This is a genomic window from Bacteroidia bacterium, assembly GCA_041391665.1.
Taxonomy (GTDB): Bacteria; Bacteroidota; Bacteroidia; order J057; family J057; genus JAGQVA01.
Map to the genome: position 1 here is coordinate 1,098,644 of JAWKNO010000003.1, position 16,224 is coordinate 1,114,867.

Annotated in this window: 13 protein-coding genes; 12 read left to right on the top strand and 1 reads right to left on the bottom strand. The window is 37.4% G+C overall.

Going from position 1 to position 16,224, the window contains the following annotated elements:
* The first annotated feature begins 133 nt into the window (after positions 1 to 133).
* The 8 genes from R3D00_27240 (at position 134) to R3D00_27275 (ending at position 7,363) form a co-directional block, all read left to right on the top strand.
* Positions 134 to 697: an RNA polymerase sigma factor gene (locus tag R3D00_27240; GenBank protein ID MEZ4776899.1), complete on the top strand. Its 564-nt coding sequence runs from the start codon at positions 134 to 136 to the stop codon at positions 695 to 697.
* 18 nt (positions 698 to 715) lie between these two features.
* Entirely contained in the window at positions 716 to 1,012 is a 297-nt protein-coding gene (locus R3D00_27245; GenBank protein MEZ4776900.1) for a hypothetical protein, read from the top strand.
* Positions 1,013 to 1,014: 2 nt separating this feature from the next.
* Positions 1,015 to 1,497, top strand: coding sequence for a hypothetical protein (locus R3D00_27250; GenBank protein ID MEZ4776901.1), 483 nt, complete (start codon positions 1,015 to 1,017; stop codon positions 1,495 to 1,497).
* A gap of 39 nt (positions 1,498 to 1,536) precedes the next feature.
* Positions 1,537 to 2,421 (top strand): YHYH protein, encoded by an 885-nt coding sequence (locus R3D00_27255; protein MEZ4776902.1) that lies wholly within the window; start codon positions 1,537 to 1,539, stop codon positions 2,419 to 2,421.
* Positions 2,422 to 2,559: 138 nt separating this feature from the next.
* Entirely contained in the window at positions 2,560 to 4,356 is a 1,797-nt protein-coding gene (locus R3D00_27260) for an FG-GAP-like repeat-containing protein (GenBank protein MEZ4776903.1), read from the top strand.
* A 139-nt stretch (positions 4,357 to 4,495) separates the two neighbouring features.
* Complete coding sequence (locus tag R3D00_27265) at positions 4,496 to 5,128, top strand: membrane-binding protein (protein ID MEZ4776904.1); 633 nt, start codon at positions 4,496 to 4,498, stop codon at positions 5,126 to 5,128.
* Positions 5,118 to 5,771, top strand: a complete 654-nt coding sequence (locus tag R3D00_27270) for an SCO family protein (GenBank protein ID MEZ4776905.1) — start codon at positions 5,118 to 5,120, stop codon at positions 5,769 to 5,771. The genes R3D00_27265 and R3D00_27270 overlap by 11 nt, the downstream gene beginning before the upstream one ends.
* Before the next feature lie 350 nt (positions 5,772 to 6,121).
* The gene (locus tag R3D00_27275) at positions 6,122 to 7,363 is read left to right on the top strand and encodes a cytochrome c peroxidase (GenBank protein ID MEZ4776906.1); all 1,242 of its coding nucleotides are present in this window, start codon (positions 6,122 to 6,124) and stop codon (positions 7,361 to 7,363) included.
* A 148-nt stretch (positions 7,364 to 7,511) separates the two neighbouring features.
* On the opposite strand, the gene R3D00_27280 is transcribed toward R3D00_27275, so the two are convergent.
* Positions 7,512 to 7,901, bottom strand: a complete 390-nt coding sequence (locus R3D00_27280) for a hypothetical protein (protein MEZ4776907.1) — start codon at positions 7,899 to 7,901, stop codon at positions 7,512 to 7,514.
* A 212-nt stretch (positions 7,902 to 8,113) separates the two neighbouring features.
* On the opposite strand from R3D00_27280, the gene R3D00_27285 reads away from it, so the two are divergent.
* The 4 genes from R3D00_27285 to R3D00_27300 all read left to right on the top strand — a co-directional run bounded on the left by R3D00_27285 (position 8,114) and on the right by R3D00_27300 (position 16,188).
* Complete coding sequence (locus tag R3D00_27285) at positions 8,114 to 9,718, top strand: hypothetical protein (GenBank protein ID MEZ4776908.1); 1,605 nt, start codon at positions 8,114 to 8,116, stop codon at positions 9,716 to 9,718.
* Positions 9,719 to 10,006: 288 nt separating this feature from the next.
* A complete protein-coding gene (locus R3D00_27290; GenBank protein MEZ4776909.1) occupies positions 10,007 to 12,358 on the top strand; it encodes a cold shock domain-containing protein in 2,352 nt (783 codons plus the stop codon).
* Between the two features lie 209 nt (positions 12,359 to 12,567).
* Positions 12,568 to 14,973, top strand: a complete 2,406-nt coding sequence (locus R3D00_27295; protein MEZ4776910.1) for a hypothetical protein — start codon at positions 12,568 to 12,570, stop codon at positions 14,971 to 14,973.
* Positions 14,974 to 15,330: 357 nt separating this feature from the next.
* Positions 15,331 to 16,188, top strand: coding sequence for a helix-turn-helix domain-containing protein (locus tag R3D00_27300; GenBank protein ID MEZ4776911.1), 858 nt, complete (start codon positions 15,331 to 15,333; stop codon positions 16,186 to 16,188).
* Positions 16,189 to 16,224 lie beyond the last annotated feature (36 nt).

The following is a 16,224-nucleotide window of genomic DNA, read 5'->3' on the forward strand; positions in this document are numbered from 1 at the left end:
TTCGTAAGACAGTTTTGTGGGTATATAAACTTTAGTGCTTCGTATGAAAGTTTGTGCTGAAAATCGCCACCTTCGCCAAGCCGCAAACCGTTAGCAACAATCAAAGAAGAAATAACAAAATAATACAAACTTATTGAAAAGTGAAAAAGAAATCATTGAATCCATTGCAGCAAGGGATGAACAGGCCTTTGCTGTTTTGTATGAACTATATTCTGATAAAATTTTCAACACATCCTTGAGCTATACAAAAAGCATAGAAGATGCAGAGGAAATAACACAAGATGTTTTTCTAAAAATCTATAAAAGTGCCTCATCATTTCAGGGAGCATCCTCCGTAAGTACATGGATTTATCGAATTGCAGTCAACACTTCTCTTAATTACTTGAAAAAAAAGAAGCGATTTACTTTTTTCAAGCATCCCCTTACCTCTGCCCAATTTGTAGATTTTGAACACCCTGGCGTTTTATTGCAAAACAAAGAAAACGCAATAGCATTATACAAAGCTATAGAATGTCTGCCAAGCAATCAAAAAACGGCATTCATATTAAGTTTTATTGAAGAATTGCCCCGCCAAGAGGTTGCCGATATTATGGAAACTTCCCTAAAAGCAGTTGAGTCTTTGTTGCAACGTGCAAAAAAAAATATGAGGTCTGAATTGGAAAAAAATTACCCTGACCAAAGGAAATCCAAAAAGTAATTGTCAAAATAAAAAAGTATGAATGATGAAAAAGAAAAATGGGTGGAAGATGTCTTTCAAAGCATGAAAGGCAGCGAACGAGCGAAACCTCAGCACGATCTTTTTGAGAAAATTCAAAACCGAATTGGAGCTGGGGATGCTAAAGTTGTTTCACTTCATCAATGGAAGTATACTGCAGCTGCGGTTGTTTTGATTCTTTTTATGAATATAACAGCATTGGTTTACTTTAACAAACAACACCAGGTGAACTATGAAGATGTAGCAGATGGAAATACCTATAATCAGGCACTAATAAGTACATACCAAATTTATTGATCATGAATCAAGTGAAATTTTACAAATACGCCATTTGGAGTTTAATAGGATTAAATATTACTATTTTAGCATTTTTTTTAATGCTTAGGCCACAGCCTCGGCATCATAATCCTAATGGAAACCTTCGCTCAGAAGTAATCGAAATGTTACATTTAAACACTCAACAGGCGTCTCAACTTAATGCCTCAGCTGAAAAACATACTCAAAAAATGAACGAAATAAATGATCGACAATTTCGTTTGCTTTCACCCTATTTTGGAAGGCTTATAACCTCATCCGAAAATAATGATACGGAAAGCTTATTAAATGAATATCAACAATTAGAAAAAGAAAAAATAGAGGTAACTTATCAACATTTACAAGAAATAAAAGATCTTTTAAATGATGACCAAATGCCTTATTTTGAAGAGTTTATGATAAAAACTACCGATAGAATTCTGTTGGGCAAGAAAAAATCTCCCCCACCTCCGACGGATTTTAAGTAATCGATGGTCTAAAGGAAAATTAACTTAAAATTATCCTTTATGACGAAATCAATTATTTCCTTTTTAACAATCCTTCTTGGATTAACCATTCTAATTGTTACCGCCTGTAATAAAGATGTCCCTTGCATCGAAACCATTTGGTACGAAGATGCAGATGGTGATGGGTTAGGCAATCCAAATATAAGTAGTGTGTCATGTGACCAGCCAGATGGCTTCGTGGCAGATAATACCGACCAAAATGATACGGGTATTGCCAGCACGCCTCTTTCTGCCTTTGATGAATTCAATCCTGATGCCGTAACAATTTCATTTGATGGCAATGAAGTTAGCATCGTTTCAAAAGGAACACCCGATCATACTTCTCCTTATTGGGCAAGTACTCATCCATTACATATTGAACAGACCTTTGGTGATCATACTACTCCAGGTTTTATTGTGGAAGGAAGTTTTACGGTGACTCTCCCTCTCTATCCTCAGTTAGCTTCCTCAAGTTCTGCAACGGGGCTGGGTCCCATTGGTATTTCAGTTCACGGACCTCCCATTTTTAATGACGAAGAAGGTCCCAACAGGCCTTTTGATTTGCCAACAGCGACAGGACTTGATTATGCGGGTGCTCACAACGGTCCTGGTGGATATCACTATCACTTAGAAGCTGCTGATGTGCCGGAAAACACAAACTTATCGTTTGATGACGAGAAGTTGGTCGGAATTATGGCAGATGGTTTTTTAATCTATGGTAGAAAATGTAATTCCACTAGCGACCACCCTACCGATTTAGATGCATCCGGAGGACACGTATCATCCACTCAACACAGTGATGGGGCAGAATTTTACCATTATCATATTATCAACGAATTCTACATCAACTCTTATATCATCTTGTTTGGGGGTGATTTGCAAGGCACACCGAATAGCATTTTATAAAGCGGATCTCAATTTCTGGATTGAAAGGAATCATATTGAATTAGCAACGTGTAGTTCAAGGTGATTCCTGTTAAATCAGATTGTAAGATTAATTTTTTCTCGCATGGATGAGTCCATTCTTTTTATACCAAAAAATATATGAAAACGAACTTGGTTACATTACTTGTGTTTATCGTATCCTTCTCCGTACACAACCTCGATGCTCAAATCAGCACTCAATGGGGACCGGATGGTTTTGTAAAAATCGAGGAAGGTTCAGGTGGTTTTTTTGCGACGCTTGACGAAGGTGACCGATTCAGTCGGGATCATGATCAAGCAGGAGACATTAATGGTGACGGAATAATTGACTTGGTTGTGGGAGCACGTTCTGATGACGATGGAGCAACTGACGCAGGAGCAGTTTACATTCTCTTTATGAATAATGATGGTACTGTTCAAAGTAATCAAAAGATTTCTGCCACTCAGGGTGGGTTTACAGAGACCCTTCTCGAAAATAATTTCTTCGGTTATGGAGTTGCAGGAATAGGAGACTATGATGGTGATGGTATTCCAGATATTGCTGCTTCCGCACCCGCTTCAACAAATATCGCTTTATACATTATTCATCTTAACAGCAATGGTACGGTTAAGAGTTATGTGAAAAATTCTGATATCATGGCTCAGGGGCTTTCAGCCGTGGGCGATCTAAATAATGATGGCCGCATCGATTTAGTGGCCTGTGATCCTGGTTCCGATGTAGGTGGTACCAATATCGGTGCCTTTAGCATACTTTTCTTGAATGGCAGTTCGCAAGTCAATCCAACACAAACCGTCTTAATCAATCCCGTAAGTGGCGGATTAGGTTCAGGTCTTATGGCGGGGGATCAATTTGGCGGAAGAGAAGTGGCTATGCTGGGGGATATAGACAATGATGGCACATTAGAAATGGCTGTTGGAGCATTTATGTCCGATGGAGGTAAAGGAGCAATTTGGATGCTATCTCTTGATCCAACTAATTTCAATGTGGTTTCAAAACTAAAGATCACAGAAGGAATGAATGGATTTGCAGATACTTTAACTACAGGAAGTAATCCGAATGGAACATCGGGTGCAAATTTAGGTATGGGATTATCCAAAGTCGGAGATTTAAATGGAGATGGCATTCCAGACTTACTGACAGGCGCAAATCAGCAAAACGAAGGCTGGGGGTATATTTTATACTTAAACTCAGACAAAACAGTGAAGACATATACCAGAATAAACAATACAGATGGCGGCTTTGATCTCGATCTTAGTAATGAAGCTCGCTTTTCACGATCTATTTCCTTTATAGGGGATTTGCGCGGTGACGGAACAATAGCAGTAAATTATGGTGGAAGAACAGGTGCAGGCAGCACAGGTACTTTGTATCTGTTATTTTTTAAGCCTTGTGAATTCAATCAATATCCCGGGCTTAATTTTTGGAGCGGAGGAAATACCTTATACAGCAATTGGACACATACAACACAAACGGTCAGTGACTCTTTGACATTCGAACAATGTACCTTCAAAGCCTTTGAAACGAACGCTCCCTACCTCACTTATAATTCCGATGACGGAAGATGTATTTGTAAAGACTCTACCGCAACCTTAGCTGCAAGTACGGAATTGAGTACGGCCTATACAAACGAATGCAATAGCTTCAATGCCACGAATACCACCGATCAAATCATTGAAAAACTGGTGAAGGTGTTCCCAAATCCAACCAGCTCAGAAGTAGTCCTTGAAATCAATCATGCCGCATTTACTGAGGAGGATCGTTTCAGCCTCTTTTCCGTTCTTGGCAAGCAGATTTATTCTTCCAGAATCTATTCACAGCAGACCCAACTCAATCTCTCAGACTATCCAAAGGGAGTTTATATTTTGGTCGCCACAGTGAATGGGACTTCGAAAACAGTTAAGATTTTGAAAGACTAAGGAAGCATTGTATGTGTGTTGGCCCATCGCCTGCACCTGAAACTACATTCTTTAATAGAGATCAAATGTATCAACCCAACAGGAATCATCAGAATGTGTTTAGGGCATACTCGTGATGATTCCTTTTAATTCCCTGAAAATGAAATTTACAATAATAGTCGCAGTTGTCTCATGTATACTCATCACGAGTTGTGCTGAAAAGAGAAAGGCCACATTTTTACCAACTCATAACTCAAGCGATATCCTGGAAGAAATTGAAATTCCAAATAGGATTGTTGACATTTCTGCCCTTAGCTATGACAACAAGAAATCTCTGTATACAATCAATGATGAACTGTACACCGGTTTCGCTGTAAGTTATTATCAGGACAGTACGCTAAAAGAAAAAACAGGCATCGCAAAAGGGAAAAGACATCATAAAGCCATTCGATGGTATCCTGACGGTCATCTTAAAGAAGTAGCAAACTATCATCAAGGAAAACTTCACGGAGAGAAAAAACTATGGTCAACAGACTCCACGCATATCTTAATTACTCACCTAAACTATCATTTGGGAAAAGCGCACGGAGAACAAAAACAATGGTATCCGACTGGTGAGCTTTATAAAAAATTGAATCTTCATATGGGTATAGAAGAAGGGATTCAACAGGCCTATAGAGAAAACGGTGCTTTGTACGCCAACTATGAAGCAAAAAATGGTCGAATATTTGGCCTGAAAAAAGCAATGCTTTGCTATGGGTTAGAAGACGAAAACATAAAATATGAAGACTAAAATCCTTCCGATATTTTTCCTCATGTGCCTGGTCGCATGTAGCGAATCCCAGCCAAACAAAAGCAGGGTTGAAGCGCTTCCCTTTTACAATGAGGCGACTTTTACTCCACACTGGATTTCTCCTGATGATGAAGCATTAGATACTTTTCATCGCATCTCGCCTTTTGAGCTTATGAACCAGGAAGGAAACATTATCACAGAAAAAACCTTTGAAGGCAAAATTTATGTGGCAGATTTTTTCTTTACCGTTTGCCCGGGCATCTGTCCTAAAATGACTACCCATATGAAGGAATTGCAGGATGAGTTTTTAGAAGATGAGGATGTGCTGCTATTATCACATTCTGTCACTCCTGAAAGCGACTCTGTACCCGTTCTCAAACACTATGCGGATGACAAAGGAATTCTCTCTCACAAATGGCACCTGGCTACCGGGGCACAACAGGAAATTTATACATTAGGTAGAAAGGATTATTTTGTCGAAGAAGATTTAGGGTTAACTAAAGAAGATGATGATTTCTTGCATACCGAAAATTTTGTACTGATTGACAAAAACAGACACATCAGAGGCATTTACAATGGTTTAAACAAGACCTCAATCAACCAACTAATTGCCGATATAAAAACATTAAAGATTGAAAAATGACTGTTGCTAACGAAGGCAAAAATGTCTGTACTCCCCCCAAAAATTAGGACAGTAAGTTTAGTTTGTTCAAAACCCTTAAATTTACTGTTATGGGAAGAAGAAAATTCACCTCACAATTCAAGACAAAAGTGGCCTGAAATGGCAGCAATATCAAACGATCTTTTTACCTTTTGCTGTCCTAACAATTGGGGTGGGGTCACCATCTGCACCTTCGGCTGGCACGGCGCGTAGCCCGAGCGTTGCATGTCATAATCAAACAGAAGTTAGTCATCCATTTAAAATCAAAAATTAAACCTTTATTGATTAAGAAAGTCTAATGCATATTATCTATTCAAAAAAAAGTTATCAATATGTCCAAATACACTTACTTTACTTTCTCTGGTGGTTTACATTATAAAACCTTATTTGTTCTTACTATTATTATTGTCTCAATTTATTCTTGTAGGAAGGATGATATAGAAAAAATAGACCCCATAGATTTATTGGTTGATTTAAATCTCCCAGAGGTTCCATTTGATTATGAGAATATTGATTTTCCGAATCATTTTCTAAATAATCCACTTCCCCAAATTCCTTACCGCTTTCAATTTGCAGCAATAGAAAGTGATAACACCCCAGTTTCAAATCCTACAACTAATGAGGGAGCATTACTTGGAAGGGTTCTTTTTTATGAAAAAAACTTAAGTAAAAATGGTACAATCGCTTGTGCTTCATGTCACAAACAAGAAACTGGCTTTTCAGATACGGAAGTATTAAGCATTGGGTTTAATGGAGGTTTAACTAGAAGGCATTCTATGACCTTAACCAATGCACGGTTTTATGATACTGGAAAATTCTTTTGGGACGAAAGAGCGGAAACATTGGAAGACCAAGTCCTAATGCCAATCCAGGATCCCGTTGAAATGGGCTTGACGTTAGATGAACTTGTCCAAATTGTTTCTAACCAACCCTATGCTGCTCCTTTGTTTAAAGAAGCATTTGGAGATGAAACTGTTACAGCAGATAGAATTTCTAAAGCCTTGGCTCAATTCGTTAGAAGTTTGGTAAGTATAAATGCTAAATATGATGAAGGCCGTAAATTAGTGAGTTCACCCTTAGATGATTTTCCAAATTTTACAGCAGAAGAAAATATGGGTAAAGCATTATTCTATTCAACAAATCTAGTCGCTCCATCCTGCCATAGTTGCCACAGTAGTGAAGCCTTCCTTTCTCCTTTGCTTGCTCCTAATGCAACAACCATTGGCTCCATTAATGGCTTAGATGCCGTATCAACTGTTGATTTGGGTATTTTTGAAACAACGGGCGTAAATAATCACCGGGGAAAATTTAAGGTACCATCTCTTAGGAATGTTGCTGTAAGAGCTCCTTATATGCACGATGGACGATTTGTAAATTTGGAAGAAGTAATTGAACATTACAGTACTGGAATGCAAAATCACCCAAACACTTTACCTTTTATGAAAGATGCCAATGGAAATATTATTAAATACAATTTTACAAATCAAGAAAAAGAAGCATTGATTGCTTTTTTAAATACTTTAACAGACAACCAATTTATAACTGATGAAAAATTCAGCAGCCCTTTTAAATAAAGGGAAGTACGACATGCAACAATCGATAAAATGACAATAGGCTCCACCTGTCGCCTACCGCATTTATCGGAGACGTTATGGGCAATAATTTTAGCCTTGATTTTTCGTAACTACTTAGAGCATGTTAGGAAATATAAGTATTTGATCATCAGGTAATTCGGTTTAAAACAATCGAAATATTGGCCCAAATGAGCCAATATTTGGCCGATCGGAGGGTATGTTCATAGTCTTTGACGATCCTTCGGAAGAAATTTGTCCAGGCAATGGTGCGTTCCACTACCCATCGTTTGGCGATCGGCACAAAGCCCTTAGCACTTTCGGGTTTGGAGGCACACTCAAAAATCAACCCTAATTTTTCGGTTTCCGCTGCAAAACTTCCCTGGTAGGATTGATCACCCAGGATTTTTTCTAACCGCTCCGAATAGGCCGAAATCTGCCCCAGGAGGCGCTTCCCTTCTGTGCCATCATGGAGATGGGCTGCATGGACTTCCACATCAAAAATCCGTACGACCTTCCCGTACCCGATACAAAATCGCATTCACTACACAACGGATCGGCATCGTTCGTTTGCGTTTCCAATCAAAAAATTCCGATATTGACTCCCATTGGGCATCAGTGAGTTCGCTATACTGAGTGGTCATTTTGGTTTTTGTTTGCAAACTCAACCTAATGACCTTTGCCCAATTTTTAAAATCTTAACATGCTCTAAGCGCCCATACTGCGTTTAGCCGAACCGTTGTGCGTAATTATATGAAGACCCTACTCAACATATTGACCTTATTAATTTTGACAGCAAATTTTGCTAACGGACAGACTATGGACAAAACACTACAAAAGCTAATTAACATTAAACTAATTGAACAAAAACAAGCAAATGACTTTGAAGAACTTCTTAAAAAAAGTGAGACAAAATCAAACGCTGTGTATTTAACAATTCTCTTTCAATCTGAATACAAAAAATTGACAGGACATTATTCGCAGTTTGGCAGTTATATTAGTTTGGGAGAAGAAAAACCTAAACCAGCGGAACAGACCAAAATAAACGAAGAACTCATTCAATATCTTTCAAAGCTTAAATCATGTGACTTAATCAGTGAAAATCAGTTCACTCATTTCCAATCCAAAGTAAATAATAATGAATTTGTTCATTCACTTCAATTATTACCATCTATAATTGAGCAAGTAGCATTAAAGGAACATATGAACCCTGAAAAACTCAAAGTATTTGCAGATAAACTCAAAAGCAAAGAAATTGTAAATTCAAAATATGATAGTCTCATTGTCGATATACAACAAGAAAAACTACAAAACCCAATTGAATTTTTAAATTACTGCAACAAAGCTGTTATTATTAACGAACAAGATTATCCGACTGCACCAGAGAAATATCTTGAATTAATTCACCAAAAAACTGCAAGCATAATTCCCGAATTGGCCTTTACCGATTTTCAGTTTCAAATTGTTCTTGATAGTTCAATTTCAGACAACGATAGTAAATTCTACGATTTTGTTGTTTCACTAAAATCAAACGGCAAAAAATACAAACAAAAAAGCAATTATCATTTATATAGTCCTAGCAAAAATCAATACTACGGAAACAAAATAGACCAACAAGAATATTACAAAATATTCAATAAAATCCTTGCTGACTTGCAATCGCCTTACAGACTACACGAAGTAAAAACACATCAAGGAAATGCGGTAGAATGGAAAGTTTTTGGAATAATAGCATTGACAAAAGAACAAGCTGATTTACTTCACAGTGGGGGCGTTTATTTTACACCAAGCTACGAAAGCTTTAAAAATAAATTGACGAGCAAAAAAATTGAACAGACAATCGAAGAGTATAAGAAGATTGGATTACTATCACACTTGACAAATGAACAAATTGAAAAAGCAAAAGAGAAGGTTTCTGAACAAGAGAATAGCAATCTAAATGAAGTGTTAATGGCTTTTCCTGATGTTATTTATATGTTTGACACAGAATTAGGTAATCTTGAAGACCCTTACGCTGAATTAATTCGAGAGTACAAGAAAATATCTCACAATGATTTTAATGCAACTGAAATATCGGACAATTTTGACATTGAGAAGAAAAAGAAAGTTGAATTAAAATTTAAAATTGGAAGTAAGTCGTACAACAAGACACTTAAAATTGAAGATGATTGGATTGATACGGAGTTTTTTAATTTTATAAAATCAGTTGTTTCTGAACAAAACTTAACAGGACAGTTTTATGAACTTTATACAGGCGGACAAGAAGCAAGTATTATTTATTTAACACTTGAGCAATACAATTATTTAAGAACAAATAAACTTTTAGTATTTGGTGACGAATGGCAGACAGAAGAATAATAACTACGCACAACAACCAAGTTTTCCTTACCCGCACAGCGCCCAGCATGAAAACGCTGTTGTTGCCTTCGACCTCGCTCAGCACAAGCGTAGCTCGCCAGCACAAGCCCGTATCTCCACTGGATAGCCTGGATATATCTCTGCCAGATACTTGTAAATCTGAGGGAAAGGGGGGATATTCGTAAGAGTCAATAAGGAAATAAACGCTACGCGTAGCGTATATACGGATGTTAGCGGCAACCTTAAACAACGACCGTGTAACAATAAAACTATCATCGAAAAGTGAAAATGTCAGACGTTGAAAAATACATTGGACTTGTAAAATGGTTTCACGACCAAGCGAGAGATGCTAATTACGGCTTTATACAACACGCCAAATTGGGCGACCTGTTTTTTCACGAACGTAGTATTGAGCAAGGACAAGACATAAGTTCATTTCGGGAAAACGCAATTGTTGTTTTTGCAGCACAAGAGTCCAAAAAGCACAAAGACAAACTTGAAGCTGTCAGAGTAAAGTATTTAGACACCGAAACAGATTTAAATTTTCTATTCAGCCATTTCCTTTCTATCCTGACAGAGAAAGGGAAATACTCCGATTACAATACTATTCAAAAAGGAGTTCACTTAAAAATTACTTCACTTCTTGAAAAAGCAACAAATAAGGGAATTGTTGAACAACTATTTGAACGCTTTCAAAACTATGTAAATGGTCAGCTGCAAACAGAATCAATTGCAGACGAAGAATACTTGAAAGGGCTTTTAAAAGTTTGCAAAAGTTTCTTTCCCGACAACTACAATCAAATTTCTGACCGTATTGAAAAGAATATTTCAGTAGAGTTAGCACACAAGCTTTGGTTAGGCAGTTTCATAGATACTTGCCAAATAAGTTTTGTTGCAAGTTTTATTCTGTCAGCAACTGAACAAACAAAGCGGATAATTTTTGGCAAGTGTTCTGAAGAAGATAAATCAAACATATTTTTCAAAGTGCTTTATAACTTTGAAAACATAGACACCGAGCCCAAACTAAAAATCATTAAGGAATTTCTAAAACTCTCAAAAGAGTTTGCGGCTGAGCAACACGAAAAAATATTAACCGCAACAATCAATGCTTGCCCTGACTACTTCAAACTAAATTTGTGGCTGGAAGGATATCACGAAACTTTGGATTTTAATTCCTACAAACTTTATACGATTACGCTTTCACCAGCAGACCAAAAAAAGTTTGTCAAAAAAGTTCTTAAGAATATTCACGAAGAAAAGGCAAACATTTCAGTTGAAGATTTGACTTCCCTAAATGTAATTGATTTTGAGACAAGCAAACTTGCAGAGCAAGTTGATGAGTCACATCTTGATTATTCTACGAGTGTTATTCTAAATGTTATTTCAGAATTGCAAAGTCAAACCAAACTTGAAACACGAAAGGAAACAAATTTAGCACAGCATAGAATTTACGACCTAATTTTAAAACAAATCAAGGAGCCAAAAGACATTCTACAAATTTCAGGTTATTTTGACGAGTGTGGTGGCAGATGCAGTGTTTCAGTTCACGAAGAAAAAAATGAAGAAGGAGAAGTTACAACACGTAATGTGACCTACAATAGAAACGAACACAATAAAGCAAAAAATCATCCAATCTGTGACGGGAGAAAAGCTGTTAATAAAGCAACTAAAGAACCTTTGCTTTCAGACGAGAAAGTTGAATATTGGTGGTGTGCTAATCAAAAGTGTTTTAAACCGAGCCGAGAACTTCACAACTCAACTGATTGGGAAAAGTATTCACTTCTTGATTTTCTAACAATATTGAAAGTTGATTTCAAAGAAACCGATTTAGAAATTTATCTCAATATCATTAACAAAGCAAACAGATTTCTCAAACATTTGAAATGCAGAGAATGTAATCACATACTTTACCCAAAAGGTAAAACGCAATATGCGTTTTACGGTGTAAGTAATTTCAGTTGTAAAAACGAATCCTGTTCAGAGCAAGGGAAAGAAATTTATTTATCCCATTGCTTAAACGGATATTGCGAAATGGAAATTGACAGCAGAGATTGTGTTAAGTGCAAACCACCAGGGGTTGATACTGAATCTTGTGGTTGGTATGTATGCAACTTTTGCCACTCTTGTTGCAATGGACAACAACTAGAAAGACGAAAGTGGGTTTATGACAATATTCTTCATAAGGAATACAAGTGCCATATAAAGGGACATAGAGATTTGGGAATTGTATCGTGCAACAAGTGTGGCGACTCGATGGAATCAAATGAAATGAATGTTACAGAGTATGAAAGAATTTTAGACTGGTTTATGACTAATAAAGATACCTCAGAACGAATCCACAAAAGCGGAAAGAATAAATTGGACAAGTGGTGGTTTGTAATCAAGAAAGGCAATGATAGTTACGAATCATTCAGAGAAAAATTAAATAAATATTATCAAGTAGGGTTTCAAATACCCGACTTTGAAAAAGATAAAGATTTACAATTAATTTCTGAACCAATTGACTTTAAAAAACATAGCGGTGACATTCTAACTTGCAGAAGTTGTGGAAACATTCTTGATTTATCTAGCGACCTTGAGAGAGCCCGAGCTGTTAAGCAATTTCATAATGTTAAATTTGTAAAGGTAATAGCAGAATAATGAACGGACAGACAAGAAAGGCAGCCGATAACAGCACCTACCCAAAAGTGGCGGTTCAGTGGTTAAATGAATATTCTGCCTCGTATCAACTTTTGTGCTGGGTTGACAGTTTATTGCTTCGAAATCGCCACCTTCGGGTAGCTGCAAAACGTTAGCAGATATTTTAAACCAGACCCCGAATGACACATCAAACAATACGAAAATAAGAAATGACAATAGGCGTTAATCAGACAGTATCACCAATAAAACTTTGTTTTCTAATTGAGCCTAACTCTGAAAGCAAATTTGAACGAGCGGTTAAAATTGCGTTTTCGTATTGGGGTGGAATTTTCAGCCCAATTTTACCGCTTCATTCAGTATTGCCGGACGAATTTAGAATTGAATATGCTATTGAGTATGACGCTTTAAATTACTATAAAAACACAATAGACAATTTTGACCCTGACATTATTCTTTACGACAATTCTTTGGACGTAGAATATATTAAGACATTAATTGGAGACAGGACTTTACTAACAATTGAAAACTTTCTTGCTGACACTGAAAAAGGCGAAATTAATTACGGAATAAGTGTTCCTGAACTAATTTCCAACATCATTGAAACAGAGTTTAAGTTTGTAAGAAATGACAATTTAAAACTTTCGCTTCCCGACACACAAAATTCAGGCTTATTCTTAAAATCTTTTATAGGTTGCTTTGTAGATAGCTTTCAAATAGAAATAAGTAATCATTTAAAATCGTATCCATACTTTGAACAGCCCGAAATAACTTTTGAAAACATTACTGACCATTTTCCAAATGAAAATATAAGCACGTTGGACATCAATATGCAAGAAATCAAGTCGTTTCCCGAAAGGCGTTGGTTTAAGGGCGAAGGTGTTTATTTTCTCAATGAAACAAGATTAAACGACATTATTAACTATTGGAATTTGAGAGCACTTGGTTGGAATATTATTCCTATACCGCTAAGCCAAATTGACAACACGTATTTTTCTGGTTTTATAGAGAGATTTAGTAAATACCAATTAGCAAAATCAGAAAACTTATCAATGTCAATTATTAGCTTTCAAATCAGCGTAACAACGACAACTGAGCAAAGGCAAAAAATTGACCAAAAACTTCAAGAAATAAAGAACAAGATTGATGTCAAACTAAATTTTGCATATCAAGGTTGGTCTCCGAGATATTGGGCGGGGGAAAAGTCTGTTTTAGAAGCCGACAAAGTTTTATGTGGAAAAACACAAATTAGCTCTGCATATTCGCAAGTGGAAGTTCAAGAAAATCGGGTAAAGTTCAAAACCGAAAGTTTACCATTCAAACTTAAATACAATTACAACCTGACAGCCTCCCATAAGGTAAATCTTACATTCAATTACTTTGACGAGTATTTGAACGATGCAGGCCTGATATATGGAATAGAAACTATTGATTGGGTAAGATTGACACATTCTTTTGGTCGAGATATGTGGCGATTATCTAAAACTGGTCTAAGCCACTATGTTAGACGAGACGATAATGAAGTGTATTTTTATATTCCCAAAGCAAATGATTTTTTCAAAGTGTATTTCTCTAAAAACGGGAATAAATTAAATGAAACCTCAAATGGTCGTTTAGCAAATGAAGTATTAAAAAATATTGGAGGCATACATGGTTCGTATTTTTTGCAAAATAAATCTTCTCTCAAAATACTTGAATTAATTGAAGACGGAAAAACTGTTTATCACGCCCAATTAGTTGGAGAAATAAAGAAAAGTTTGAAGACCAATGATAATGAACAAGTAAACTCTTATGTTAAAAGAATAATAGAAAACAAGATAATTGAATTTGGCTCAATTCTACAATGTGAAGTTTGCCATCAGCACGCATTTTATCTTCCATCAGAATTGAAAGAAACAATGCCTTGTGCTATTTGCAGAAATAATTTTAGTCTGCCAATGCACCAACCAAACCAAATAAAATGGGCTTATCGTGGAATTGGACCTTTCAGTAAAAACAATAAAGTTGGTGGTATAATAACTGTATTTTTAACTCTTAAGTTATTCAATCAAGAATTTGCAGACACTACAGGAAATATGTCTGCACTAATCGGTTTTGAGCTTGTAAAAGACAATAATACAAAAGAAGTTGACCTTGCAGTTATGCTTCAGGAAAAACACAAAGACAGTATTCCACCCGACCTAATTTTTTGTGAATGTAAAACATACAAAAACTTTACCTCTGACGATGCAGATAGAATGATTGACTTAGGAACAGAATTTCCCAATTCAATTTTGACATTTGCAACACTAAATGACGAATTAACAGAAAATGAAAAAACGGAAATCTTAAGAGTTGTAAATAATTTTAGAACTGGTTACGGTCACAGACCAACAAACCCTGTTCTTATTTTGACTGCAAAGGAATTGTTGCCAAAAGATTTTTGGGGACATTTTTCCGAATACGAAAATGAAGCCAAACCTTATCACAAGTACAACGACTGGATTGGAAATTTATGTGAGTTTACCGTTAAGAAACATTTGAACGTCAAGACTTGGGGTGAAATACAAAGTGAATTATGGCAAGCGGAAATGAAGAAACGAAATGAAGCAATGCATGACAAACAAACGACCGAATAAAAAAACATCTGCTAACAACTAAGTTTTCGTGCGGCGCGGAGCGCCCAGCATGAAAACGCTGTTGTTGCCTTCGACACAAGCTCAGGCCAGGCTCCACCTTCGGTAGTTTAAGCGCTATGGGGATTGGGTTGAGGCGAGGTGTCAGGGCGATGGCTTTCAGGCGGCGGCGGAGGCCCGATAGAGGGCATGTGTGCTGGGGTTTGTCGCTGTTTGCAGGTTTATCATGGAGCAGGGAGTACGTGGCTCAGGACAGTTTACCCGAATGATAATTATCCTGTCCACAAAGAAGTGGATGACACAAAAACTGATCATATCAAAATTTTTGTATGTTTACAGTAATCAAAGCCGTTCTCCGGTATGATCTCATTTGTGTCCAACCATATCACCTTCCGAATCGCTTTCCCGGAGTATCCGGTAAGCTTGTTTGTGGATCATTTTGTGTTGATGGATGGAGCGCCATCCGGCGCTGAGGAAAGGTTGTTTCCCAACAACAAATCGGAGATTTTTTTCAACCTCGGGCACAGAGTGACAGGTCAGGCACATGATACGCCACAACCATTTTATCTAACGGAAAGCGTAGTTTCCGGCACGAGAAACAGGCATTTCACCTTTCATCCCGGCGCCAGTTTGTCTATGGCGGGGCTAAGGTTTACCCTCTTTGGGTTTAATTTACTATTTGGCATTCCGGCTTATCATTTTACCGATCAAAACCTCTACACATCAGATGTGTGGGGCAAAGAAATGGAATGGATACGGGAGCAACTTCTTGAAGCGACAACATACGGAGCGCGCATACAGGTGCTGCACAACTGGATTGTGTCCAAAATCCCCGCCACTTCTTTTCAGGATGTCTGTAAATGGAAACTGGTGGAACGCCAGATGCTTCAGCAACAGGCGTCTGTAACCTCTTTACTGGAAAAAACAATCGGTTACAGCCACAAACATTCCCTCCAACTGATCAAAGAAAAATCGGGTCTTACCCCCAAAGCCATCCAGAAGGTCAGCAGGTTTGACCGGTCACTTCGCTTGCTCAACCATCAGACCTCTGTTGACTGGGCTGCCCTGGCGCTGGATGCGGGATATGCAGATCAAAGCCATTTTATCCGCGAATTTCGCCAGTTTACGGGTTGTACTCCCAGCTCATACCTAAAGGAAAAACCCCGGATCTACCGGATGTATGAGCAGTTGGAAACGCGCTCCGGCGCTTCGGAATAAGGTAAAATTTGTTCTATACCCGCGGGATTCTACTGT

Bases quoted from the DNA above. Each gene is read 5' to 3' on its own strand.
- R3D00_27245 (MEZ4776900.1), top strand. From the start codon at position 716: ATGAATGATGAAAAAGAAAAATGGGTGGAAGATGTCTTTCAAAGCATG.
- R3D00_27280 (MEZ4776907.1), bottom strand. From the start codon at position 7,901: ATGCGATTTTGTATCGGGTACGGGAAGGTCGTACGGATTTTTGATGTG.
- R3D00_27255 (MEZ4776902.1), top strand. From the start codon at position 1,537: ATGACGAAATCAATTATTTCCTTTTTAACAATCCTTCTTGGATTAACC.
- R3D00_27265 (MEZ4776904.1), top strand. From the start codon at position 4,496: ATGAAATTTACAATAATAGTCGCAGTTGTCTCATGTATACTCATCACG.
- R3D00_27275 (MEZ4776906.1), top strand. From the start codon at position 6,122: ATGTCCAAATACACTTACTTTACTTTCTCTGGTGGTTTACATTATAAA.
- R3D00_27295 (MEZ4776910.1), top strand. From the start codon at position 12,568: ATGACAATAGGCGTTAATCAGACAGTATCACCAATAAAACTTTGTTTT.
- R3D00_27290 (MEZ4776909.1), top strand. From the start codon at position 10,007: ATGTCAGACGTTGAAAAATACATTGGACTTGTAAAATGGTTTCACGAC.
- R3D00_27250 (MEZ4776901.1), top strand. From the start codon at position 1,015: ATGAATCAAGTGAAATTTTACAAATACGCCATTTGGAGTTTAATAGGA.
- R3D00_27300 (MEZ4776911.1), top strand. From the start codon at position 15,331: ATGATCTCATTTGTGTCCAACCATATCACCTTCCGAATCGCTTTCCCG.
- R3D00_27260 (MEZ4776903.1), top strand. From the start codon at position 2,560: ATGAAAACGAACTTGGTTACATTACTTGTGTTTATCGTATCCTTCTCC.
- R3D00_27285 (MEZ4776908.1), top strand. From the start codon at position 8,114: ATGAAGACCCTACTCAACATATTGACCTTATTAATTTTGACAGCAAAT.
- R3D00_27270 (MEZ4776905.1), top strand. From the start codon at position 5,118: ATGAAGACTAAAATCCTTCCGATATTTTTCCTCATGTGCCTGGTCGCA.